17 protein-coding genes, 1 tRNA gene and 1 pseudogene are annotated in these 21,105 nt (G+C 74.9%); 3 read left to right on the forward strand and 16 right to left on the reverse strand.

Translation table 11 applies throughout. The annotated features are described in order from the left end of the window. The first annotated feature begins 177 nt into the window (after positions 1 to 177). The gene (locus A3CO_RS34480; protein ID WP_018335314.1) at positions 178 to 441 is read left to right on the forward strand and encodes an antitoxin; all 264 of its coding nucleotides are present in this window, start codon (positions 178 to 180) and stop codon (positions 439 to 441) included. 72 nt (positions 442 to 513) lie between these two features. On the opposite strand, the gene A3CO_RS36370 is transcribed toward A3CO_RS34480, so the two are convergent. The 8 genes and pseudogenes from A3CO_RS36370 to eno form a co-directional block, all read right to left on the reverse strand. Continuing rightward, positions 514 to 2,733: a SpoIIE family protein phosphatase gene (locus tag A3CO_RS36370; RefSeq protein ID WP_157647859.1), complete on the reverse strand. Its 2,220-nt coding sequence runs from the start codon at positions 2,731 to 2,733 to the stop codon at positions 514 to 516. Positions 2,734 to 2,975: 242 nt separating this feature from the next. Continuing rightward, positions 2,976 to 3,854 (reverse strand): PIG-L deacetylase family protein, encoded by an 879-nt coding sequence (locus A3CO_RS36375; protein ID WP_018335316.1) that lies wholly within the window; start codon positions 3,852 to 3,854, stop codon positions 2,976 to 2,978. Between the two features lie 258 nt (positions 3,855 to 4,112). Further along, positions 4,113 to 4,186: transfer RNA gene (locus A3CO_RS0126640), tRNA-Leu, on the reverse strand. Positions 4,187 to 4,196: 10 nt separating this feature from the next. Next, positions 4,197 to 4,901, reverse strand: coding sequence for a uracil-DNA glycosylase (locus tag A3CO_RS0126645; protein ID WP_211214569.1), 705 nt, complete (start codon positions 4,899 to 4,901; stop codon positions 4,197 to 4,199). Then, entirely contained in the window at positions 4,898 to 5,869 is a 972-nt protein-coding gene (locus A3CO_RS0126650) for a Ppx/GppA phosphatase family protein (protein WP_018335318.1), read from the reverse strand. Before A3CO_RS0126650 ends, A3CO_RS0126645 begins: the two co-directional genes overlap by 4 nt. Before the next feature lie 380 nt (positions 5,870 to 6,249). Then, positions 6,250 to 6,729 (reverse strand): annotated as a pseudogene (locus A3CO_RS0126655) (DUF501 domain-containing protein); the annotation flags it as partial. 21 nt (positions 6,730 to 6,750) lie between these two features. Next, the gene (locus tag A3CO_RS36380) at positions 6,751 to 7,347 is read right to left on the reverse strand and encodes an FtsB family cell division protein (protein ID WP_018335320.1); all 597 of its coding nucleotides are present in this window, start codon (positions 7,345 to 7,347) and stop codon (positions 6,751 to 6,753) included. An 8-nt stretch (positions 7,348 to 7,355) separates the two neighbouring features. Next, entirely contained in the window at positions 7,356 to 8,642 is a 1,287-nt protein-coding gene (gene eno / locus A3CO_RS0126665; protein WP_026205044.1) for a phosphopyruvate hydratase, read from the reverse strand. 147 nt (positions 8,643 to 8,789) lie between these two features. On the opposite strand from eno, the gene A3CO_RS0126670 reads away from it, so the two are divergent. Further along, on the forward strand, positions 8,790 to 9,185 hold the full coding sequence (locus A3CO_RS0126670) for a tetratricopeptide repeat protein (protein ID WP_018335322.1): 396 nt from the start codon (positions 8,790 to 8,792) through the stop codon (positions 9,183 to 9,185). Between the two features lie 144 nt (positions 9,186 to 9,329). Here the strand turns inward: A3CO_RS0126670 and A3CO_RS39865 are convergent, their stop codons facing one another. From A3CO_RS39865 to A3CO_RS0126705, 7 genes are all read right to left on the reverse strand, one after another. Continuing rightward, complete coding sequence (locus tag A3CO_RS39865; RefSeq protein WP_018335323.1) at positions 9,330 to 10,748, reverse strand: lytic transglycosylase domain-containing protein; 1,419 nt, start codon at positions 10,746 to 10,748, stop codon at positions 9,330 to 9,332. A 64-nt stretch (positions 10,749 to 10,812) separates the two neighbouring features. Further along, complete coding sequence (efeB, locus tag A3CO_RS0126680) at positions 10,813 to 12,045, reverse strand: iron uptake transporter deferrochelatase/peroxidase subunit (RefSeq protein ID WP_018335324.1); 1,233 nt, start codon at positions 12,043 to 12,045, stop codon at positions 10,813 to 10,815. Further along, positions 12,042 to 13,184, reverse strand: a complete 1,143-nt coding sequence (efeO, locus tag A3CO_RS0126685) for an iron uptake system protein EfeO (protein ID WP_018335325.1) — start codon at positions 13,182 to 13,184, stop codon at positions 12,042 to 12,044. Before efeO ends, efeB begins: the two co-directional genes overlap by 4 nt. Before the next feature lie 36 nt (positions 13,185 to 13,220). Then, positions 13,221 to 14,066 carry an iron uptake transporter permease EfeU gene (gene efeU, locus A3CO_RS0126690; protein ID WP_018335326.1) on the reverse strand — a complete coding sequence of 282 codons (846 nt, stop codon included), beginning with the start codon at positions 14,064 to 14,066 and terminating at the stop codon, positions 13,221 to 13,223. 81 nt (positions 14,067 to 14,147) lie between these two features. Then, entirely contained in the window at positions 14,148 to 15,074 is a 927-nt protein-coding gene (locus A3CO_RS34500; RefSeq protein ID WP_018335327.1) for a nucleoside triphosphate pyrophosphohydrolase, read from the reverse strand. Next, positions 15,071 to 16,081 carry a hypothetical protein gene (locus A3CO_RS0126700; RefSeq protein ID WP_157647860.1) on the reverse strand — a complete coding sequence of 337 codons (1,011 nt, stop codon included), beginning with the start codon at positions 16,079 to 16,081 and terminating at the stop codon, positions 15,071 to 15,073. Before A3CO_RS0126700 ends, A3CO_RS34500 begins: the two co-directional genes overlap by 4 nt. 19 nt (positions 16,082 to 16,100) lie before the next feature. Continuing rightward, a complete protein-coding gene (locus tag A3CO_RS0126705) occupies positions 16,101 to 17,057 on the reverse strand; it encodes an asparaginase (protein ID WP_033415077.1) in 957 nt (318 codons plus the stop codon). A 71-nt stretch (positions 17,058 to 17,128) separates the two neighbouring features. On the opposite strand from A3CO_RS0126705, the gene A3CO_RS0126710 reads away from it, so the two are divergent. Next, positions 17,129 to 17,362, forward strand: a complete 234-nt coding sequence (locus A3CO_RS0126710; protein ID WP_018335330.1) for a hypothetical protein — start codon at positions 17,129 to 17,131, stop codon at positions 17,360 to 17,362. Positions 17,363 to 17,436: 74 nt separating this feature from the next. On the opposite strand, the gene mfd is transcribed toward A3CO_RS0126710, so the two are convergent. Continuing rightward, positions 17,437 to 21,090: a transcription-repair coupling factor gene (mfd, locus tag A3CO_RS0126715; RefSeq protein ID WP_018335331.1), complete on the reverse strand. Its 3,654-nt coding sequence runs from the start codon at positions 21,088 to 21,090 to the stop codon at positions 17,437 to 17,439. Between the last annotated feature and the right edge of the window lie 15 nt (positions 21,091 to 21,105).

The following is a 21,105-nucleotide window of genomic DNA, read 5'->3' on the forward strand; positions in this document are numbered from 1 at the left end:
AATTTTTGCACTGAACGACGCGATCCGGACGGACCGGGCAGCGCGCTGTGTGACCGGGTCCAGCATACGAGGGAACTTGACCATCCTGTTCGGCCCGCCGGGGCATGGAAGCGGGCGGACCGGGTCACCCTCCGAGTGTCCGGAGTACGTGTACCCGAGAACACCAGGAGGTTCGTCGTGGCAGGCCTCGGCGACATGGTGAACAAGGCCAAGGAGTGGGCGGGGCAGAACCCCGACAAGGCCGACAGCTTCGTCGACAAGGGGAGCGACGCCCTCAAGGGCAAGTTCGCCGGTCACGACCAGCAGTTCGACCAGGCCTCACAGAAGGCCAAGGACTACCTGCACGGGCCGCAGGGCGAGCAGGCCCCGCCGCCGGCGGGCGAGCAGGCCCCGCCCCCGCCGCCGCAGGGCGAGCAGCCGCCGCCCCCGCCGCAGCAGTAGCAGCTCCACACGACGACGGCCGGTGCCCCTCCACACGAGAGGGGCACCGGCCGTCGTGGTGTGGGGGGTGGGTCAGCCCAGCCGGACGGCGAGCAGCACCGCGTCGTCGCGCAGCCCGTCGGCGCCGAGCACCTCGAGCACCCGGTCGCAGATCGCGCCGACGTCGTCGACGTCGGGGGCCTCGGCGAGGGTGCGGGCGAGGAGGTCGGTGCGCTCGTCGGGGTCGTTGCCCGGCGCCTCGATCAGCCCGTCGGTGTGCAGCACGAGCAGGTCGCCCGGATGCAGGTGGACCTCGGTGCAGTCACGCGCCGCGGAGCGGGTGGCGCCGATCAGCGGGGACAGGTTCCCGGTGAGCATCTCGACGGAGCCGTCGACCCGGCGCAGCAGCGGTGGCGGGTGACCGGCGTTGCAGTAGCCGAGGATCCAGCCCTCGCCGTCCTCCGGGCGCTCGAGGCGACCGAAGACGGCCGTGGCCATCGCCGCCATGTGCATGCCCTGCACGAGGTCGTTGCACCGGTCGATCACCGCGTCGGGGCCCAGGCCCTCCCACGCGTACGAGCGGAGCACACCGCGCAGCTCACCCATCGCGGCCGCGGCCCGCAGGTCGTGGCCGACGACGTCGCCCACGGCGATGCCGACGGCACCGTCGGGCAGCGGCAGCAGGTCGTACCAGTCGCCGCCGACCTGGGCGCCGTCGGTGGCGGCGAGGTAGCGCGAGGCCACGGTGAGGCCGGGGACCTCGGGCACGGCCGGCAGCAGGCTGCGCTGCAGGGTCTCCGCGGCGCCGTGCTCCCGCGCGTACAGCCGGGCGTTGTCGACGGCGAGGCCGGCGCGGGCCGCGAGGTCGCTCGCGAGGTAGAGGTCGCGCTGGGAGTAGCGGCGGCCGTACGGCAGCTCGGTGCCGAGGGTCAGCGCCCCCAGCACCTGGCCGCGGGCGCGCAGCGGGACCACGATCGCCGATCGCGGCCGCAGCTGCTCGTAGTGGCCGAGCAGCTCGGTGTCCTCCCGCAACCCCTCGGGCCGCACCGGGAGCTCCGGCAGCAGGGACGGCGCGCCGCCGCCCAGGACGCGGTCGACCGGGTCGCCGTCCTCGGTGGGGGTGATCCAGCGGCCCAGCGCGGACACGGTGCCCGTCTTCGAGTCGTCCCGGTGGTTGACCGCCACCCGGTTCGACGACGACGGGTCCCCGACCTCCTCGAGGAGGTCGACGCAGCAGTAGTCGGCGAGCGCGGGCACGACGATGCGGGCGAGGGCGCGGGCGGCGCCGCCGGAGTCGAGCGAGGCGGTCATCGCGGCCGTGGAGTCGGTCAGCAGCCGGAGCTGTTCGCGGGTCTCCTCCGCGGCCGCGAGCGCGGCGCGGCGCTCGTTCTCGACCATCACCCGCTCGGTGACGTCGGCCTGCACCCCGACGAAGTTGACGACGCGTCCGCCGCCGTCGAACACCGGGGAGATCGACACCTGGTTCCAGAAGGCGGTGCCGTCGCGCCGGTAGTTCAGCAGCACCTCGGTGATCGGCCGCTCGTCGGCGAGCGCGCTGCGGATCCGCGAGATCGAGGTCGGGTCGGTGTTGGGCCCCTGCAGGAAGCGGCAGTTGCGCCCGAGCACCTCGTCGAGGTCGTAGCCGGTGAGCCGGGTGAAGGCCGGGTTGACCCACACCAGCGGGTTCTGCTCGCGGTTCGGGTCGGAGATCGTGAAGGAGAGCTCGGTGGCGACGACGGCGCGGTCGCGCATCATCTCGAGGTGGCGCTGGGCGCCGGCCCCGGAGAGCTGCAGGAACACCACGAGGGCGAGCCGGCGACGCTCGTCGTCGTCGGCCTCGGAGAGCGGGAAGCCGGTGACCCAGAGCAGGCGGCCCTCGGCCTCCTCCCGCTCCTCCACCGTGGCCTCGGAGCCCTTGCGGGCGGCGTCGGCGACCGCGACCGGCTCCCCGGAGACCGGGATCCCCTGGGCCACGCGGGAGAGCGGGGAGGCGGTATCGCGCATCGGCCGGCCGGACAGGTCGGTGAGGCCGGCCGCCTCGCTCCAGGCGTCGATGTCGAGCGGGAGCTGCGCCTTGCCGCCGGTCAGGTCCTGCGCGGACCCGTTGGCGTAGGTGACGGTGCCGGCGTCGAGGTCGATCAGCGCGACCGCGGCGGGTGCCGTGTGCAGGACCTGCGGGAGATCGCCGCCGCCCGCGTCGGAGGTCACGCTGTCGCGGACCCGCGCAGCCGCGTCGGCCATTCCGGAGTCGTCAGACCCGGTGCCGGGGGCGTCCGTCGTCGGGCTCCACTGCGCGCCCTCTGCGGTCTCCACGTGCTCGATCCCGACTCCTCCCGTCAGCGTCGTCTCGCGGGCACCCCGGGAACGAGATGTCGGGGCCGCACCGTCGCCGGCGTGCCCGTCCCCGTTCGACCTGCCCGTCACCCCGGGCAGCCTAGCCACCCGCGGCAAGCTCGGCCCGACACGGATGGCGGGGATGCCCCGGACCGGGGTCCTCGCCGTGATGCGTCGGACTGGGATGCAACGGACGGTGTACGGGACACGGCGACCGGCCGTCAGACGAGGAAGACCTCGCGCGGCCCCGGGGCCCACCCGTCGGGCAGCTCGGCGTCGTGCTCGGTGTCGGAGGCGTCGCGGCCCGGTGCGCGCAGCGCCGCGGTGAAGGCCGCACTGGCCGCGTGCTTGCGCTCGATCAGCGTGTCGGTGAGCAGCACCTGGCGCGCCCGGCGCCACGGGACCTCGGACGAGTCCGGCCCGGCCCAGGTCCACGCCCGGTCCAGCCAGCGCACCAGGCGCACCCGGTAGGCGGCGGTGACCACCTCGGCGGCGCGCCCCGCCGCCTCGTGGTCGTCGTCCCCGTCGCCCGACCAGGGGGCGAGCACGCACAGGCCGCCCGGGTCGTCGGAGAAGCCGACGATCTCGCTGATGGCTGCGACGACGTCGGACTCGGCCGCCGCCACCCCGCCGTCGGGCAGTCCGAGCCGGTGGCGGCGCACGACCGAGAGGCCGAGCGCGCGGTAGGCCGCCTCGGCCGCCGCCTCGTCCGGGTCGACGTCGTCGTCCTCGGGGGTCAGGTCGTCGTCGAGGTCGTCCAGGTCGGCGCCCAGCAGGTCGTCCAGGCCGAGCGGACCGTCGGCGACGACGTCCGGGAGCCGCCCGTCCCGCACGGTGTCCTCGACCAGGGAGGGCGGCGGGCAGGTGAGGGTGGGCCGCTCGGTCAGGCTGAGCACGTCGACCTCCGCGTGCCGCGACCCCAGCCGCCGCAGCAGCCCGCCGGCGGCGCGGATCTCGTCCCGCGGGTGCGGCGCGACGACGACGATGCGGCGGCACGACCGCAGGGTCAGCGGACGCAGCGTCTCGAGCGCGGACCAGGGCGCCCGGACGGACGCGTCGGTCTCCCGCGCAGCGTCGGACGCCTCCGCGAAGTCAGCCACCCTGCTCACCTCCCCGTCGGAAGTCTGTCCCATGGACGTCGCCCGTTCGGAGCAGCACACGACCGGGAACGCCGAGCGGTCCGGGGCAGGACGCGAACGGTCACGCGGTGCTGCACCCCCTCGGTTCCGTCGCCACGAGGATGACGCGGCCGGGTGAGGTCGCCGCGTCCGCCGTCTCTCGCCGGAGCGACGCTGCGGTGATGAGATGACGACGACTCGCCCGACCCGGGGCCGACAGCGGGTGAACGCTCGGTGACGTGCCCCCGGTGGGGTTCGAACCCACACTGCGGCGATTTTAAGTCGCCTGCCTCTGCCGATTGGGCTACAGGGGCCTTGCCTCCGTCAGTCTCGCAGGCCCGCCGCCCGCGCGGCCGCGGCCAGGACCTCCTCCAGCATGGCGGGAGTGAGGCGGCCGGTGAAGGTGTTCTGTTGGCTCACGTGGTAGCAGCCGAACAGCTGCAGCGGGTCGCGCTCCGGCCGGCGGGACGCGAGCTCGACCTGCACCGCGTGCCCGAACCGGGGCCGCGGCCGCGGGACCACCCACCCGGCGTCGAGCACCGGGAGCAGCGCCTGCCAGCCGAAACCGCCCAGCACGACGACGGACCGGACCTCGGTGAGCAGCGCCAGCTCCCGCTCGAGGAACGGCCGGCAGGTGTCCCGCTCCGCGGGGGTGGGCTTGTTCTCGGGCGGGGCGCAGCGCACCGGCGCGACGATGCGGACGCCGGAGAGCTCCAGGCCGTCCCCGGGCCACGTCGCCGTCGGCTGGGACGCGCGGCCGACCGCGTGCAGGGCCGCGTAGAGCACGTCGCCCGAGCGGTCGCCGGTGAACATCCGCCCGGTCCGGTTGGCGCCGTGCGCCGCGGGGGCGAGGCCGACGATGGCGAGCCGGGCGTCCCCCGGGCCGAAGCCGGGCACGGGCCGGCCCCAGTAGGTCTGGTCGCGGAAGGCGGCCCGCTTCTCGCGGGCGACCTGCTCGCGCCACGTCACGAGCCGGGGGCAGGCCCGGCACTCGCTGATCTCGCGGTCGAGTGCGTCGAGCGCGCTCACTGCGTGCGGCTCGCCCGCGCGCACTCCCGGGCGATGCCGTCGAGGATGTCGTGCTCGGAGACGACGAGCTCGGTGACGCCCGCCCGCTCGGCCAGCTCCTCGGCGAGGACCCGCACCACGAGCGAGCCGCCGCCGATGACGTCCACCCGCCCCGGGTGCATCGGGCCCAGCGCGGCGCGCTCCGAGCGCGGCATCGCCTCGAGGCGCAGGCAGGTCTCACGGACCTCGTCGAGCCCGAGCCGGGCCAGGTGGATCTTCTCGGGTGCGTAGGTGCGCAGGCCCATGGCGACCGCGGCGATCGTGGTCGCGGTCCCCGCCACCGCGACCCAGGTCTGCACGTCGGCGACGTCCACCGCCTCGAACGCCGGCGCGAGGGTCTCGCGGGTGAACGCCTCGGCCTCGGCGACCTGCGCGGCGGACGGCGGGTCGTCGTGCAGGACCTTCTCGGTGAGCCGGACGCAGCCGACGTTCGCGGAGTACGCCGCCGCCACCTCCGCCGCGACCGCGTCCCACGTCCCGGCGACCAGCTCGGTGGACCCGCCGCCGACGTCGGCGACCACGGCCGGCCCCTCGTCGGGATCGAGGTCGGCCACGGCGCCCGCGAACGAGAGGCGAGCCTCCTCCTCGCCGGTGATCACCTCGGCCTCGACCCCGAGGATGTCGCGCACCATCGAGAAGAACTCGTCGCGGTTCTCCGCGTCGCGCGTCGCCGAGGTGGCGCACAGCCGCACGGTGGTGGTCGAGGTGCGCCGCAGCATCTCCCCGTAGGCGAGGAGCGCCTCCTTGGTGCGCGCGAGCGACTCCGGCGCGATGCGGTGCGTCGCGTCGACGCCCTGGCCGAGGCGGTTGACGCGCATCTCGCGGTGCACGTCGGTGAGCCACTGCGAGCCGTCCTCGCGGACGGTCACGTCGGCGACGAGCAGGCGGATCGAGTTGGTCCCGCAGTCGATGGCCGCGACGCGCGGCATGGGCGCTCCCTCCGGCGGATGGTCGCGCGTGAGGTTACGGCAGGGGTCCGACGGCGCTCCGACGTCGGGGCACGGACCGGCCCCCGGGAGGCGGACGGCGGGTGTCGCCTCCCGGGGGCCGGTCCTGGCACCCGCGGGGGTCCGGCGGAGAACCCCGCGGACCGGTGGGCCGTCCGCACCACCGGTGAACCGGGTCGCCGTTCCCGGCGACCGCACCATGGTCGCGCGTCGCGGGCCCCCGGAGCAATCCGGAACCGGTTCCGACACCGGGCCGTGGCACGTGATCACCCGTGTCGTTCGGCGTCGCGACGCTGCGTGCCGCCCCGACCGTCCGGAAATCCCGTCGCGGGCGACCCGGACGACCACTCCTCGGGGGTGACCGCCACGCACGGCCCCGCCGCCCACCACGCGGGGAGCAGGGCCAACGCCTCGTCCCCGGCCGGGTTCACCCCGGGCCCGGCGGCCAGGGTGTGCGCGACGTGGACGTGCAGGCACTTCACCCGCTCCGGCATGCCGCCCGCGCTGACGTCGGTGCCCAGCGGCTCGATCGCGTCGCGCTCGGCGAGATAGCGCTCGTGGGCCGCGCGGTAGGCGGCGGCGAACTCCGCGTCGGTCGCGAGCCGGTCGGTCTGCTCGCGCATCAGCCCCTCCGCCTCCAGGGACCCGATGCGGGACGTGAGGCGCGGGCAGGTGGCGTAGTAGAGCGTGGGGAACGGCGTGCCGTCCTCGAGGCGCGGGGCGGTCTGCACCGTGTCGGGCAGGCCGCACGGGCACCGGTGCGCGACGGCACGCAGGCCGCGCGGGGCGCGGCCGATCTGGGCGGCGACCGCCTCGCGGTCGCCCTCGACGACGGGCTCCATGGGTTCCTGACGTCAGGTCGCTCAGGGCTGGGTGGTCGGGGTCCCGAGGGTCCCCCGGGCGACACGGGTGTACCAGGGCAGGTCGGCCTCGGACGGCGCGATCGGGGCGGCCTGCGCCGCCACCCGGCCGGCGTCCCCGGGCAGCTCCACGCGGTAGGGCGTCTCCCCCGGCCGCGCGTACCCGAGGCGGGCGCGGGCGAGGGCCTCGACGTGGGCCGGGTCGTCCATCGCCGTGCGCTCGGCGCGCAGCTGCGCGGCCTCGGCGTCGAGCCGTTGCTGCTGCGCGGCGACGGCGGCGAGCTCGTGGCGCTGCGAGACGTAGTTGCGCAGCGGGACCGCGACGGTCAGCGCCAGGGCGCAGACCACCACGGCGAGCAGCGCCGCGCGCCGCGCCGTCGACAGCCCGAGCGCGCCGCGCGTGGCGTGGACCGCCCGCGCCGCGGCCTGGGCCGCCGCCGGGGTGTTCCGCCCGCGACCCGACAACGGGTGCCGCCGCAGGGCGGCCCGCTGCGGATCGCGGCGCGGACCCTGACGGGCCCGTTGCCGGCCCCGCGACCGGGCCGCGCCCGCACCCGTCGTCGGGACGGATCCCTGGTCGGGAGCGGGGGCGGCGGCCATCGGGGGCCTCAGGCCTCCGGGTCGAAGCGCGGGAAGGCGAGGTCGCCGGCGTAGCGGGCGGCGTCGCCGAGCGCCTCCTCGATGCGCAGCAGCTGGTTGTACTTGGCCACGCGCTCGGAGCGCGCCGGGGCACCGGTCTTGATCTGGCCGCAGTTGGTGGCGACCGCCAGGTCGGCGATCGTGGTGTCCTCGGTCTCGCCGGAGCGGTGGCTCATCATCGAGCGGTAGCCGTACTGGCCGGCGAGGCTCATCGCGTCGAGCGTCTCGGACAGCGTGCCGATCTGGTTGACCTTGACCAGCAGCGCGTTCGCGGCGCGGCGCTCGATGCCCTCCTCGAGCCGCTCGATGTTGGTGACGAAGAGGTCGTCGCCGACGATCTGGACCCGGTCGCCGACGTCGGCGGTCATCCGCGCCCAGCCCTCCCAGTCGTTCTCGCCGAGGGGGTCCTCGATCGAGACCAGGGGGTAGGCGTCGATCAGCTCGGCGTAGTACGAGCTCATCTGCGCGGCGGAGCGCTTCTGTCCCTCGAAGGTGTAGGTGCCGTCGGAGTAGAGCTCGCTCGCGGCGACGTCGAGGGCGAGGACGACGTCCCGCCCGAGGGTGAGGCCGGCCTGGCCGACCGCGGTGGCGATGAGGTCGAGCGCCTCGCGGTTCGTCGCGAGCGAGGGGGCGAACCCGCCCTCGTCGCCGAGGCCCGTCGACAGGCCGTTCTGCTTGAGCACCGACTTGAGCGCCTGGTAGACCTCCGCGCCCCAGCGCAGGGCCTCGCGGAACGTCTCGGCGCCGATCGGCGCGACCATGAACTCCTGGATGTCCACCCCGGAGTCGGCGTGGGCGCCGCCGTTGAGGATGTTCATCATCGGCACCGGCAGCACGTGCGCGTTCGGCCCGCCGATGTAGCGGAACAGGTCCAGCTCGGCGGACTCGGCCGCCGCCCGGGCCACCGCCAGGGAGACCCCCAGCAGGGCGTTCGCGCCGAGGCGGGACTTGTCGGGGGTGCCGTCGAGGTCGATCAGCTTCTGGTCGACGACGCGCTGCTCGGTGGCGTCCATCCCGACGATGCCCGGGCCGATCTCGTCGAGCACGCCGGACACGGCCTTCTCGACACCCTTGCCCAGGTAACGACCCTTGTCCCCGTCGCGGAGCTCGACGGCCTCGTGCTCACCGGTGCTCGCGCCACTGGGGACGGCTGCGCGCGTCAGCGTCCCGTCGTCGAGCGCCACCTCCACCTCGACCGTCGGGGTGCCGCGGGAGTCCAGGATCTCCCGTGCGCCGACCTGCTCGATGACCGCCACGGGCTCCGCCTCCATGCTGTTCGCCGTTGGTCGGGCGCCGACTCTAACCGCTCCACCAGCGTGATCGAGCCGCGCCACGCAGCGTCACACCGCGGGCACCCCGGTTCACCCCTCGCGTCGGCGCCGTTCGGGTCCTACCGTGCGGGAATGTCGACGCCGCGTTGGTCCTCCGAATCCGGTGTCACCGCCTTCCGGCGGGCGGAGCAGCTGCTCGACGACCGACGTCCGCTCGACGCGTTGAAGGCCCTCGGCACGCTCCCCGAGACCGAGAGCGAGGCGGCGTCGGTGCAGCTGCTCGCCGCGCGCGCCTATCTCGCGTCGGCCCAGCTGCGGCGCGCCGAGGCGGGGTTCCTCCGGGTCCTCGAGCTCGACCCCGCCGACCACTACGCCCGCTTCGCCCTCGGTCGGTGCCTGCAGCGCCAGTCCCGGCTCCCCGAGGCGCGCGCCCAGCTCCGCATGGCCGCCGCCATGGACCCGCGTCCGGAGTACCAGGAGGCGCTCGGCGAGGTGAGCGCGTCCATCGCGCTGCGCCGGGGGGCGTAGCCGACCTCCATGACAGCGGAGCGTCGTTGCTGTCACCCAGTGGCAGCAACGACGCTTCGCTGTCATCCGGGCCGCGCTGCCGTGATCAACGGTCCCCTGGCGGGGTCACCGGGGGCCCCGGGAGCCCGCCGGAGGACCGGTGATCTACGGCGACGTGCTGTTGGCGTAGGCCTGGGCGGCCGCGTAGACCCGGCGGCCGTAGTCGTCGGAGTAGTTGTACGAGAGCACCGCGTCCCGCCACCCCTCGCCCGTGGCCAGGTCGCGGTTGCCCGCGCAGAGGTAGCGGCCGGCGGTGAACGCGGCGTCGTAGATGTTGTTCGGGTCCGCGATGCCGTCGCCGTTGCCGTCGGAGCCCCACCGCGCCCACGTGGACTCGATGAACTGCATCGGGCCCTCCGCGCGGTCGTAGCCGCCGCCGCTCCCGGCGATCGCCCGGTTGCCGCTGGTGCCGTCGAGCGGGACGCCGATGATCGGGGGCGACACGGCGCCGTTCGGGGCGATCGTCGCCCCCCGGTAGCGGCCGTGGTTCGACTCGATGCGCCCCAGCCCCGCGATGGTCACCCAGCTGAGGTGGCAGCCGGGGTCGAGCTTGCGCATCGCCAGGTCCGCCATGCCGTAGGCCTGGAGCGCGATCGGCGGGATGTTCGTCCGGGGCGCCAGCCCGTTCGCCCACGCCGAGATGGTGGGCGCGCGGCCCGGCGCCGCCGCGGTCGCGGTCCCCGGCAGCAGGGCGGACGGCGGCGCCACCGCGGTCGGCTGCCCGACGGTGTTGAGGTCGACCTGCGCGGGCGCGACCTCGAGCGCCGGGATCTCGTCGGCACCGGCGTCGGTGCGTCCGAACTGGCTGCGCTGCTGGAGCACCACGACCGTGCCGACCACCGCCGCCACGAGCACGAGCACGAGCACGAGCCGCCCGAGTGCCGCGGTGTGCTTCTTCGGGGGCTCCTTCGGCGTGCTCGGCGGGGGCGGTCCGCCCACCGGGAGCACCGGACCGCCCGACGACGGGTCCGGCGTCCCCGTCGGGCGCGGGGCCGGGGTGGGACGGGGCCCCGGGGTCGGCCGCGGCCGGCCGGTGCCGGTCGGGGTGTCCGACGGGGTCGCCACCGCGTCCACGGGCGGCGGGGTCGCGGCCCCCGCCCGCACGGCGGCCGTCGGCGCCGACGGGACACGGAGCCCGCGGGAGCGGCGGCGCGACCGGACGGCCGGGCTCTCCCCCGTCGCCTCGACCACCGGCATCCCCGCGGAGGCCTCGGCGGAGGGATCGGAGGGCGGGGCGGACGCCGGCGAAACCGGCGCGGCGGATTCGCCCGGGTCCACGACGGACGAGGGCGACGCAGCCGGGTCCACATCGGGCGACTCTGCGGGCGCCGGTCCCTCGTCGAACCACCCGGCGGGAGCGGGCGCCGCGCCCGCCCGGCCGCGCCACCCGTTGTCGGGAACGGGGAGGCGCTCGGTCTCCGGGCCGTCCGGCGCCGGACGGCGGAGGGGTGCGGTGACGTCGTCGGGCTCGCCGTCCTCGTCGGACGGGCCCGCTCCGCGGTGGGAGTCGACGCTCGTGCTCATCGCGGATCAGGTTACGGGCCGGTCACCGCGATCTTCGTCCGGCCCGGTCCCGTGTCACGGCGGGTCATGCCTCGAGCAGGGACTGTCCCCAGTAGGCGCCGTCGGCGAGCCCGCCCGGGCAGGCGAAGACGGCCGATCCGGTGTGTTCGATGTACTCCATCATCCGGTCATGCCGGGCCAGGGCACTCTGCATCGGGACGAACTGCCGCTGCGGGTCGCGCATGAAGGCGAGGAAGAACAGGCCCGCGTTCAGGTGGCCCGCGCCGTCGCTGCCGTCGACGAAGTTGTAGCCGCGCCGCAGGATCCGCACGCCGCCGAGCGAGGACGCCGAGGCGAGCCGGATGTGGGCGTCGTCGGCGATCATCGGGGAGCTGAGGTCGATCGGGGCGAACTCGTCGGCCGCGCCGATCGGCGCGCCCGTCCCCTTCGTGCGCCCGGTGAGCGACTCCTGCTCCGTGAGGGAGGTGCGGTCCCAGGTCTCGACGTGCATCCGGATGCGGCGCGCGACGAGGTAGGTGCCGTTCGCCATCCACGGGGCGCCGTCGGCGGGGGTGGCCCAGACCTGCTCGTCGAGCGCGGCGGTGTCCTCGGCCTTGAGGTTGTTCGTGCCGTCCTTGAACCCGAACAGGTTGCGGTGGGTCTGCTGGGTGGTCGAGGTCGAGGAGGTCCGGCCGAAGCCGAGCTGCGACCAGCGCACCGCCGTCGTCCCGAAGCCCATCCGCACGAGGTTCCGCACGGCGTGCACGGCGACCTGCGGGTCGTCGGCGCACGCCTGGATGCACAGGTCTCCCCCGGAGAGCGCCGGGTCCAGGCGATCGCGCTGGAACGGCGGGAGGTCGGCGAGCGCGGCCGGCCGCGGGATACCGAGCTTGTCGAGCAGCGAGCCGCCGATGCCGAAGGTCAGCGTCAGCGAGGCGGCCGGGAGGTCGAGCGCCTCGCCGGTGTCGGTCGGCGGGGCGGCCGGGTTGCGGTTGATCGCGCCGCCCGGCGCCGCCTCCGCGCCCGCCGTCATGCGCTCGGCGGCCGTGGTCCATCGCTTGAGCAGCGCGACGACGGCCTGCCGCAGGATCGGGCCGGTCGCGGTCACGTCGAGGGCGACGAAGTGCAGCCGGTCCTGGGCGGGGGTGACGATCCCGGCCTGGTGGACCCCGCGGAACGGGACGACCGCCTGCTCCGGAGGGCCCGGCTCGGTGGACGACCCGGCGAGGTAGCCCCCGGCGACGCCGGCGCCGACCAGGGCGGTCCCGGCGCCGGCCGCTCCGAGCAGCCGACGCCGGGTGAAGCCGCGCAGGCTCATGCCGCGATGACCCCGGCGACCTGGCTGACGGGCTCGGCGACGGCGTCGACGGCCTCGGTCAGCTTCTTCGTGTCGTCCGGCGTCAGCTGGGTGTAGAGCTTGAAGCCGTCACCGGCGCGGTAGTTCTCCAGCAGCGCGTCGAGGGCGGCGAAGCGCTGGTCGAGGGTCTGCCCGAGCACCGGGTCGCGCTGGTCGATCACCGGGCGCAGCGCGGACACCGCGGCCTGCGAGCCGTCGACGTTGGCGCGGACGTCGAACAGGTCGGTGTGCGAGTAGCGGTCCTCCTCGCCGGTGATCTTGCGGGTGGCGACCTCGTCGAGCAGTTCCTTGGCGCCGTTCGCCATCTGCAGCGGGGTCAGCTGCACGGTGCCGACCCGCGACTGCAGTTCCCGCACGTCGGCCATCAGCCGGTCGGCCATCGCGCCCGAGTCGGGCTGCAGGCCGGTGACCCACAGGTCCTTCTCCAGGCGGTGGTAGCCGGTGAACGCGACGCCCGGGTCGCGCTGGTCGTCCTCCCGGCCGTCGATCCTCGGGTCGATGTCGCCGAAGGACTCGGCGACCGGCTCGATGCGCTCCCAGTAGGTGCGGCTGACGGGGAAGAGTGCCTGCGCCGCGGGGACGTCGCCGCGCTTGACCGCGTCGGTGAACTCGCCGGTCTTCGCGACGAGGGCCTCGGTCTGCGAGGTGGTGTAGCGCTGGTAGCCCTGCACCGCGGCCGCCAGTCCCGCGTCGCCCTCGACGGCCGTGGCGGCGTTGCCGGTCACGGTGAAGGGCGCGCGGAGGCCGTCGCCGAGCATGCCCGGCTTGCAGGCGGTGGTGTACGTGCCGCCCTGCGGGACCTCGACGGTGAGCGGTCGGGTGAGACCGGGGCCGATGTTCTCGACCTCGCCGATGATGCGGTCGCCCGCGCCGTAGAGGTAGAACTCGGTCACCTTCGACCCGGCGTTGCGGATCGTGAACGAGACCGTCCCGGCGGGCGCGGTCGCGGCGGACAGGTCGCAGGACGTGTCGCTCGCGGTGACCGAGATCGGGCCGGGCTGCCCGGGGGCGCTCTGCGGGGTCGCGGTGCTGGTGCACCCGGAGACGACGACGGCGGCCAGGGTCGCGGCGAGCGTCGCGAGGACGGGACGTGCAGACACGGTTCTCCTGTCGAGGACGAGGCGTGGGGGGGAATTTCAGGCGGCGCTGGCGGCCGGGGTCCCGCGGTCGGCGGGCGGCGCCGTCCGGCGCACCGGCCGCACGAAGAGGGTGAGCACGACGGCCACGTAGAGGACCCAGACGGCCGCCTCGAGCACGGTGGTCTGCGGCGAGAAGTTGAAGACGCCCTTGAGGAGCGTGCCGTACCAGGAGTCGGCCGGGACGGCGGCGCTCACGTCGAACGCGAGCGTGTAGAGCCCGGGCAGGACGCCGGCCTCCTGCAGGTCGTGGACGCCGTACGCGAGGATGCCGGCCGCGACGAAGACGAGCAGCACGCCGGTGACGGTGAAGAACTTCCCCATGTTCAGGCTCAGCGCGCCGCGGTAGATCAGGTACGCGATGACCACGGACGCGGCGATCCCGATGACGAAGCCGATCAGGGGCCCCGTCGTCGAGCCCGCGGCCTGGACCGCGGCGAAGAAGAAGATCGCGGTCTCGAGTCCCTCACGGCCGACCGCCAGGGCCGCCATCACGACGACCGCCACCGGACCCATCGCGATGGCCTTCTCCAGGCCGCCCCGCAGCTCCGTCGAGATGGAGCGCGCCGCCCGGCGCATCCAGAAGATCATCCAGGTGACGAACCCGACCGCGATGATCGACAGGCCGCCGCCGAACGTCTCCTGGGCCTCGAAGGTGAGGGCCTGCTCGGTCAGCGTGAGGACGAGGACGACGCCGATGCTCACCGCGATCGCGGCCCCGACGCCGAGCCACACCCGGGGGAGCTCACGGCGTCGGTCGGTCTGGACCAGGAAGGCCACGAGGATGCTGACCACCAGCGAGGCCTCGAGGCCCTCTCGCAGGCCGATCAGAGCGTTGCCCAGCATCCGTCCGTCCTCACGTCGATCCACTCGAAGTGAGGTGAGGCTAGCCTTCTCTGGCCGGTGACGGAAGCGCCGGGTCGGCGACTACTTCACGAAACCGGCACGTCGCGCAGCGCGACGCCAGAACGCGACATCTCGGAACGAACCGGCCTCGAAGGTCTCCAATGTCCGCACCCGCGCCGCGAACGCCGTCGCCGCGGCCCGCAGCTCGCCCTCCGGGTCGCCGCCCGGTCCGGCGGCCGCGACGACCGCACGGGCGACCTCCGAGTCGGTCGCCGCGAGGGCCGCGAGGACGTCGTCCGGGACGCCCGCGCGGCGGAGCCGGCTGACGTACTTGGCCAGCAGCGCGGCGCCGGGCTGGGCGAGCGCGACCCCGTCGAGCACCGACTCCCGCTGCTTCTCGGTGGCCTTGAGCTCCTCCCAGCGGCGGTCCTGGTCGCTCGCGGTGGCGACGTCATCCGTGCCCGCGAACACGTGCGGGTGGCGGCCGACGAGCTTCGCGACCAGCTCGGCGGCCACGTCGTCGACGTCGTAGCCCTCGGCCTCGGCCGCCACCCGGGCGTGGAAGAGCACCTGCAGGAGCACGTCCCCGAGCTCCTCGCGGGTGGCCGCCACGTCGCCCGCCGCGACCGCGTCGTAGAGCTCGTAGGTCTCCTCGACGAGGTAGCGCAGCAGGCTCTCGTGGGTCTGCTCCGCGTCCCAGGGGCAGCCGCCGGGCGAGCGCAATCGGTCCATCACGGCGACCGCGGCGAGCAGCTCGGCGCCCGCCGGCGCCTGCGGGTCCGCGCCCGCGACGAGGACGACGGCCCCCTCCGGCCCCGAGCCGTCGTCGGGAAGGGGAACGGCGCCGAGCTCCGCGGCGAAGCGCGCCGCGACCGGCTCGGGCAGGGACGGGTCGAGCAGCACCGCGGGGGCGGCGGCGACGAGGCGGACCGCGCCCGCGGGGAGGACCGCGCCGAGCCGGGGGTCGACGGGGACCGTGATCAGCGGGTGGCCGGGCGGGAGGGTCACGGGGAGGAGGGGCCGAACGTCACGGTCGGCGCGAGCGGGGTGATGGTCCCCGCCGCGGACGGCGGGGCGACGACGCGTACCTGCGTCGGGTCCCACGTGCCGTAGCGCGGGTTGACCTGCACCCCGATCTCGTCGGCGAGCGGCTGGATCGCCCGGAGCCCGAACTGGATCATCGTGCGGGTGTCGACGAGCGCCGCGGGCACGGTGGAGCCGCTCGGCGCCGGGGCGTTCAGCGAGCGGTCGCGGACGCGGACGACCGTCCACGGCTGTGTCGTCGGGTCCGGCTGCGGTGTCCCCGGCGCGGTCTGCTGCTGCGGCGCGGAGATGCTGACGGTGCGGCCGGGCAGGCCGAAGAGCAGCGACGACGCCGTGCGCACCTGCTCGCCGGGCTGCGTGGTGCCGGGCCGCAGCGTCGAGGCGACGATGCGGGCCTCGGGGGGCAGCGTCGCCAGCGGTCCGGGCCCGGGGTCGACGGCGAGCTGCGCGGCGGCCCGCTGGGCGGTGGCCTTGTCGCCGAAGGTCCCGACGTCGACCGTCACCTGGAGCCGGTCGAACTGGCGGCGGCCGATCTCGGCGACGACCAGCTGGTCGGTGATGAGCTGGCGCAGCGTGTCGAGGTCGTAGCCCGCGGACGTCGCGGCCTGCACGCCCCCGGCCGCCGCGACCCGCTGCTCGACCTGCGCCGGGTCGACGGCGATGCCCTCGCGCCGCCCGGCCTCGGCGATGACCTCGTGGAGGATCGAGGTGGTCAGCAGCTCGCGGCTCTGGTCGGCGAGGGTCGCCGCGTCGAGCCCGGAGCCCTGGCGTCCCTCCTGCTGCGCCTGCTGGTCCACCGCCTGCGCGAGGATCGGGGCCGCGGTGCGCAGCCGGCTCTCGATGAGGTCGGAGGGGATCGCGACGTTCCCGACGACGGCCGCCGTCCCGGCTCCCACCTGGGGCGCCGTGGTGGTGGAGCAGGCGGTCAGGGCGGTCAGCGCGACCAGTGCGAGGACGATCCGGCGCAGCACGGGCGACACCTTCTCATGGTCACGCGACCCCGACGCGCACCATCCACTCCTGCGCCGCCCCGATCGGGTCGTCCGGGTGCGCCGCCAGCGCCACGGCGAGCAGCAGCCGGGCCTGCCACGGCGAGAGGTCGCCGGCGAACAGCGCGCCCGCCCGGGCGAGCTCGGCACCCCCGCCGGCGTAGAGCCCGGCGACGGGACCCGATCCCGTCCGGCTCGCCACCGCCACCGGGATCCCGCGCTCGAGCAGCTCCCGCGCCTTCCCGACGACCGGTGGGGTCGCGTTCCCGGCGCCGAACGCGGCGATGACGACTCCCCGCGCCCCGGCGTCGGCGGCCGCCGTGATCGCGTGGTCGTCGGCGCCGACGTACTGGGCGACGACGTCGACGCGCGGCAGGGTCGGGGGCGGGTCGGCCAGCTCGGTGGGCGGGGCGACGGCGTGCTCGCGGACCCGGTCGACGTCGGCGGCCGCGAGGGCTCCCCGGCCGGGTGCGGCGAAGGCGGTGAGCGCCTCGGCGTCGACCTTCCGCACGCCGATCGCGGGGAACACGTGGCCGGCGAAGGTGACGGTGACCCCGGGACGGCCGTGGGCGGCCCACCGCAGGGCCGCGGCGAGGTTCGTCGGGCCGTCGGGCGCCGGGTCGTCGAAGGGACGTTGGGCCCCGGTGATCGTCACCGGCGTCGCGCCGTCGTGGGTGAGCGCGAGCAGCGCCGCGGTCTCCTCGAGGGTGTCGGTGCCGTGGGTGAGGACCACGCCGTCGTAGCTCGCGCACGTCTCGCGGACGGTGCGGGCGAGGGCGGCGAGCTCGTCGAGGGTGGCGGCGAAGCTCAGCCGACCTGCGGCGTCGACCGGCGTGACGTCGAGGTCGGTGCCCGCCGTGGCGAGCAGGTCGGCGGCCGTGGCGGAGACGGCGCGCCCGTCGGCGGTGGCACGGGTCGCGATGGTGCCGCCGGTGGCCAGGAGCGCGAGTCGGGTCACGCCGCGCACCCTAGGCGGACATCACTCCCGAGGGTGTGTATCGACGGGGCCGGGGACGGGAAGCCCGACCCGTGAGTAGCGACAACGACCGTCCCGACCCCACGCTGTTCGAGAAGCGCCCCGACGCCGAGCAGAAGCCCGCCGGCGGACGCTCACGTCTGCCGGTGGGGGCGATCCTCGGCGGCGTCCTCGCCCTGCTGGTGATCCTCGCCGTGATCCTGTTCGTCAGCGCCTCGTGCACCGCCGGCGGTGGCAACGGCCAGACCACCGGGACCGTGTTCCTGCTCGTGCTCGGCGGGCCGTAGGGCGCCTCGCGACGTCCACACCGGGCAGGCTCCGGTGCCGCGGAACCTGCCCGGCGTCACCCTCGCGACGAGCGCTACACCCCGGCCGGCACCTTCGCGGCCGCGGGCCGTTCGCCGTAGAGGGCGACGAACAGCTGCTCGCACCAGGCGAGGAGCTCGAGGTCGCGCAGCGGCGGGGCGCCCATCTTCACCGGGCCCTTCTGGCCACCTGCGCCCGACGAGCCCTCGGTCGGCTTCGGCAGCGACAACGTCTGCGACGCCGCCTTGAGCTGGGCGCGAGGGTGGAGCCGCTTGAGCCGCATCTGCGCGGACTCGGGCAGGTCGACCGGCGCGAACCGGATCTGGTTGCCCTGCCCCGACACCTCGGTGATCCCGTAGCGCCGGCACGCCTGCCGGAACGCGGCGACCGCGAGCAGGTTGGTCACCGGCACCGGCGGCTCGCCGTACCGGTCGACCAGCTCCTCCTTCACCGCGTCGAGCGCCGCGGCATCGGTCGCCTCGGCGATCTTGCGATACACGTCGAGGCGCAGCCGCTCGGTGTCGACGTAGTCGTGCGGCACGTGCGCGTCGATCGGGAGGTCGACCCGCACCTCGGCGAGCGGCTCGTCGTCGCCGGCGGCGTCGGTGTGCTTCTTGAACGCCTCGACGGCCTCGCCGACCAGGCGGACGTAGAGGTCGAAGCCCACGCCCGCGATGTGCCCGGACTGCTCGGCGCCGAGGATGTTGCCGGCGCCGCGGATCTCGAGGTCCTTCATCGCGACCGCCGTGCCCGCGCCCAGCTCCGAGTGCTGCGCGATGGTGGCGAGCCGCTCGTGCGAGGTCTCGGTCAGCGGCTTGTCGGTCGGGTAGAGGAAGTACGCGTAGCCCCGCTCCCGCCCCCGGCCGACCCGACCGCGCAGCTGGTGGAGCTGCGAGAGCCCGAGGGTGTCCGACCGCTCCACGATCAGCGTGTTGGCGTTGGAGATGTCGAGGCCGTTCTCGACGATCGTGGTGCAGACGAGCACGTCGTGCTCGCGCTCCCAGAACTCGTTGACCGTGCGCTCGAGGCGCTCCTCGGCCATCTGCCCGTGCGCCGTCGCGATGCGCGCCTCGGGCACGAGCCGCCGGAGCCTCGCGGCCGTGTCGTCGATCGACTGCACCCGGTTGTGGATGTAGAAGACCTGCCCGTCGCGCAGCAGCTCGCGGCGGATCGCGGCGGCCACCTGCTTGTCGTCGTAGGCGCCGACGTAGGTCAGCGTCGGGTGCCGCTCCTCGGGCGGGGTGAGGATCGTCGACATCTCGCGGATGCCCGCGAGGCTCATCTCCAGCGTGCGCGGGATCGGCGTCGCCGACATCGAGAGCATGTCGACGTGGGCGCGCAGCCCGGTGATGTGCTCCTTGTGCTCGACGCCGAAGCGCTGCTCCTCGTCGATGACGACGAGCCCGAGGTCCTTCCAGGTGATCCCGGTCTGCAGCAGGCGGTGGGTGCCGACGACGACGTCGACGGTCCCGTCGGCCAGCCCCTTGATCGTCTTCTCGGCCTCCTTGCCCGCCGTGAACCGGGACAGCCCGCGGACGGTGACCGGGAAGTTGCGCATCCGCTCGGTGAAGGTCTGCAGGTGCTGCTGGGCCAGCAGCGTCGTCGGGACGAGCACGGCGACCTGCTTGCCGTCCTGCACCGCCTTGAACGCCGCGCGCACCGCGATCTCGGTCTTGCCGTAGCCGACGTCGCCGGAGATGACGCGGTCCATCGGGACCGCCTTCTCCATATCGGCCTTGACCTCGTCGATGGCGCTCGCCTGGTCGGGCGTCTCGGTGTAGGGGAACGCGTCCTCCATCTCGCGCTGCCACGGGGTGTCCGGGGCGAACGCGTGGCCGGGCGCGGCCTGCCGGGCGGCGTAGAGCTGCACCAGCGACGCGGCGATGTCGCGGACGGCCTTGCGGGCCTTCGACTTCGTCTTCGACCAGTCCGAGCCGCCGAGCTTGTTGAGCGTCGGCAGCTCGCCGCCGACGTAGCGGCTGATCTGGTCGAGCTGGTCGGTGGGCACGAACAGCCGGTCGGACGCCTGCCCGCGCTTGGACGACGAGTACTCCAGCACCAGGTACTCACGGGTGGTGGCGGCCTTGCCGGTGCCCGTGGTCCGCTGGGTCATCTCGACGAACCTGCCGATCCCGTGCTGGGCGTGGACCACGAAGTCGCCCGGCTGCAGCGTCAGCGGGTCGACCGCGTTGCGGCGCTTCACGGCCGCCCGCTTGGTGGGGGTGTCCGCGCCGGCGTTCCGGGCGCCGGTGAGGTCGGCCTCGGTCACGACGACGAGGCCGCTCGCCTCGGCGACGAACCCGTCGGCCAGGCGGCCGCGGGTCACGACGATGCTGCCGGGGCGGGGCTCCGCGCGGCCCGACACCACCGGCACGTCCTCGCCGACGAACTCGCGCAGCTGCTCGACGGCCCGCTCGGCCGTGCCCGCGGCGGGGAGCACGACGAGGGCCGCGCCGCCCGTGGCCGCGTGGGCCCGCAGGTCGACGGCGGCCTTCTCCCAGTCACCCCGGTAGGAGTCGACGCCGACGATCCCGGTGCGCAGGACGCGCACCCCGTCGCTCGTCACCGAGTCGTCCTCGAGGTCCGGGTCGGTGGCGAGGCTCGAGAGCGTCCACCAGGGGTGGCCCGCCTCGCGCGTGGTGGCGCGCACGACGTCGAGGTCGCGGTACGCGGAGGCGCCCAGGTCGATCGGGGCGCGGCCCTCGGCCGAGTCGGCCGCGACCAGCCAGCTGGCCTCGAGGAACTCCTGCCCGGTGCGCACCAGGTCGGCCGCGCGCCGCGCCACCCGCTCGGGGTGGCAGACGACGACCGACCCGTCGTCGGGAAGGAACTCCGGCAGCAGGCGCAGCTCGCCGGGCAGCAGCGCCGGGATGAGCGACTCCATGCCCTCGGTGGGGATGCCGGCGGCGACCTTGCCGAGCAGTTCGCCGAGCGCGGCGTCGTTCCCGTGCACCGTGTGCAGCTGGGCGGCACGCTCGCGCACCTCGGGGGTGAGCAGCAGCTCGCGGCACGGCGGCGCGACGACCTCGGTGGGGCGGGCGTTCGGCCCGTCGGGCAGCGACCGCTGGTCGGCCACCGAGAAGCAGCGCATCTCCGAGACCTCGTCGCCCCAGAACTCGACGCGCACCGGGGAGTCGGCCGTCGGCGGGAAGAGGTCGACGATGCCGCCGCGCACGGCGAACTCGCCGCGCTTCTCCACCATCTCGACGCGCGCGTAGGCCAGGCCGACCAGACGCTCGGACAGCTCGCCGAGCTCGATCTCCACGCCCTCGCGGAGCACGACCGGCTCGAGGTCGCCCAGGCCCGGCACGAGCGGCTGGATCAGCGACCGTGTGGCGGTGGTGACGATGCGCAGCGGGGCGTCGCCGGGGTGGGCCAGGCGCCGCAGGATGTCGACCCGCCGACCGACCGTGTCCGCCCGCGGGGACAGCCGCTCGTGGGGCAACGTCTCCCAGCTGGGCAGGTAGGCGACGACCTCCGGGCCGATCAGCTCGCCGACAGAGGCGGCCAGCTCGTCGGCCTCGCGCTCGGTGGCGCACACGACCAGCACGGTGCGCTGCGCCCCGGACGCCAGGGCCGCCGCGAGCAGCGGGCGCAGGGCCGTGGGGCCCTCGACTGCGGCGTCGCGCCCGGCGGCGTCGACGACGTCGCGCAGGCCGGGATCGGCGAGCACGACCGCGGTGAGTTCGGACAGCGCAGCGGGAGACACCCGGGAACCGACTCC

Source organism: Actinomycetospora chiangmaiensis DSM 45062 (assembly GCF_000379625.1).
In the GTDB taxonomy this organism is placed as follows: domain Bacteria; phylum Actinomycetota; class Actinomycetes; order Mycobacteriales; family Pseudonocardiaceae; genus Actinomycetospora; species Actinomycetospora chiangmaiensis.

What these genes read in the sequence shown, in the direction of transcription:
- efeB (WP_018335324.1), bottom strand. Translation starts at nt 12,045, where the DNA reads ATGAGCCTGCGCGGCTTCACCCGGCGTCGGCTGCTCGGAGCGGCCGGC.
- efeU (WP_018335326.1), bottom strand. Translation starts at nt 14,066, where the DNA reads ATGCTGGGCAACGCTCTGATCGGCCTGCGAGAGGGCCTCGAGGCCTCG.
- A3CO_RS0126650 (WP_018335318.1), bottom strand. Translation starts at nt 5,869, where the DNA reads ATGCCGCGCGTCGCGGCCATCGACTGCGGGACCAACTCGATCCGCCTG.
- A3CO_RS39865 (WP_018335323.1), bottom strand. Translation starts at nt 10,748, where the DNA reads ATGAGCACGAGCGTCGACTCCCACCGCGGAGCGGGCCCGTCCGACGAG.
- A3CO_RS36380 (WP_018335320.1), bottom strand. Translation starts at nt 7,347, where the DNA reads ATGGCCGCCGCCCCCGCTCCCGACCAGGGATCCGTCCCGACGACGGGT.
- A3CO_RS0126670 (WP_018335322.1), top strand. Translation starts at nt 8,790, where the DNA reads ATGTCGACGCCGCGTTGGTCCTCCGAATCCGGTGTCACCGCCTTCCGG.